Source organism: uncultured Campylobacter sp. (genome assembly GCF_937997595.1).
Taxonomy (GTDB): Bacteria; Campylobacterota; Campylobacteria; order Campylobacterales; family Campylobacteraceae; genus Campylobacter_B.
Map to the genome: position 1 here is coordinate 1 of NZ_CALKTS010000281.1, position 1,233 is coordinate 1,233.

At 51.4% G+C, this 1,233-nt stretch carries 3 protein-coding genes; 2 read left to right on the plus strand and 1 reads right to left on the minus strand.

The window, feature by feature from the left end; genetic code table 11:
• Both Q0614_RS09410 and Q0614_RS09415 read left to right on the plus strand, forming a co-directional pair.
• Positions 1-275: DUF364 domain-containing protein (locus tag Q0614_RS09410; RefSeq protein WP_298788279.1), on the plus strand; the 275-nt coding region annotated here is incomplete at its 5' end.
• 59 nt (positions 276-334) lie between these two features.
• The gene (locus Q0614_RS09415; RefSeq protein ID WP_298788281.1) at positions 335-907 is read left to right on the plus strand and encodes an alpha/beta hydrolase; all 573 of its coding nucleotides are present in this window, start codon (positions 335-337) and stop codon (positions 905-907) included.
• A gap of 138 nt (positions 908-1,045) precedes the next feature.
• Here Q0614_RS09415 and Q0614_RS09420 read toward each other — a convergent pair.
• The coding region (locus Q0614_RS09420) for a hypothetical protein (RefSeq protein ID WP_298788283.1) at positions 1,046-1,233 on the minus strand (188 nt) is incomplete at its 5' end.

A 1,233-nucleotide genomic window follows, 5' to 3' on the forward strand; every position in this document is an offset into this window, starting at 1 on the left:
TGCCGCGCGCCGATAACGTGATAATCACGGCTACGACGCTCATCAACGACACGCTGGGTGGGCTTTTGCGCCTGAAAAAAAGCGGCGCCAAGCTAGTGCTCGTGGGGCCCACCACGCCGCTACTGCCGCGGGCGCTGTTTGAGCGCGGCGTGGACTTTGCGGGCGGCACGCTCGTGCGAGATGCGGACGCGGTACTCGATATCATCGCGCAGGCAGGCTCGGGGTATCATTTTTTGGGTAAATTTGCCGATAAAATCACGATTTGCAAGGGCTAGGGTGCGGATTGAAATTTTAAAATTCTGTGCGCAAAGGACTTAAATTTAAAGGAGAGAATATGCAAAAGTGCGTCTATATCGTGCATGGCTACGATGCTTCGCCTAAAAGCCATTGGTTTGCCTGGCTTAAAGGCGAGATCGAAAAATCGGGCGCGAGGGCGGAAATTTTAGCGATGCCTACGCCTGCGCATCCGAGGCTTGATGAGTGGCTGAAAACCTTACGAGAAAGCGTAAAATTTGAAGGCAAAGTCTATCTAGTCGGACACAGCCTCGGATGCCCTACTATCTTAAATTTTTTGCAAAGTAGCGCTGCAAGCGGCGCAGTAGAGGGCGTAGTGCTGGTCTCGGGGCTTGCAAAGCCGCTTAGCGATCCGCAATTTAAAATTTTAGACGAGTTTATGGATAAAGGCTTTGATTTTGAGCGCATAAAAGCCGCCACAAAACGGCGCGCGGTGGTTGCCGCAAAGGACGATTATATCGTGCCGTTTAGCCTCAGCCGTGAGCTAGCGGAGCAGATCGATGCTAAGTTTTACGAGGTGCAAAAGGGTGGGCATTTTTTGGATAGAGACGGCTTTACGAAGTTTGATCTAGTCTATGAAATTTTAGAAAAAATGATGAAGCTAAAGGGCTAGGCTTCGGGCAAACGCGCCCGCGCCCGCTAGCCCGGTTTTTTGCATTTGAGTTCGCCGCTCGCATTTTTCTCTGCCGAAGCTTGGACTTGCTTTGCGGCTAAGATAAGGGTCTCGTCTTTAGCCCGCCGAAGGCTTCCGCTACCCGCATAAATAAATAGATAAGCCTGCGGCGTAATCGTCGTTTGCGAGGTGAGTTCCGCGCGGTTTTAAAATTTTGTAAATGTCGCAGCGGCAATAGGCGCGTATCGTGCGAGTGCTAAAGCACGGCGTGTGTAGTGGCGGCAAGTAGGTTTCGAATTGCGGCAAGATAAAATTTAGCGAGCGCG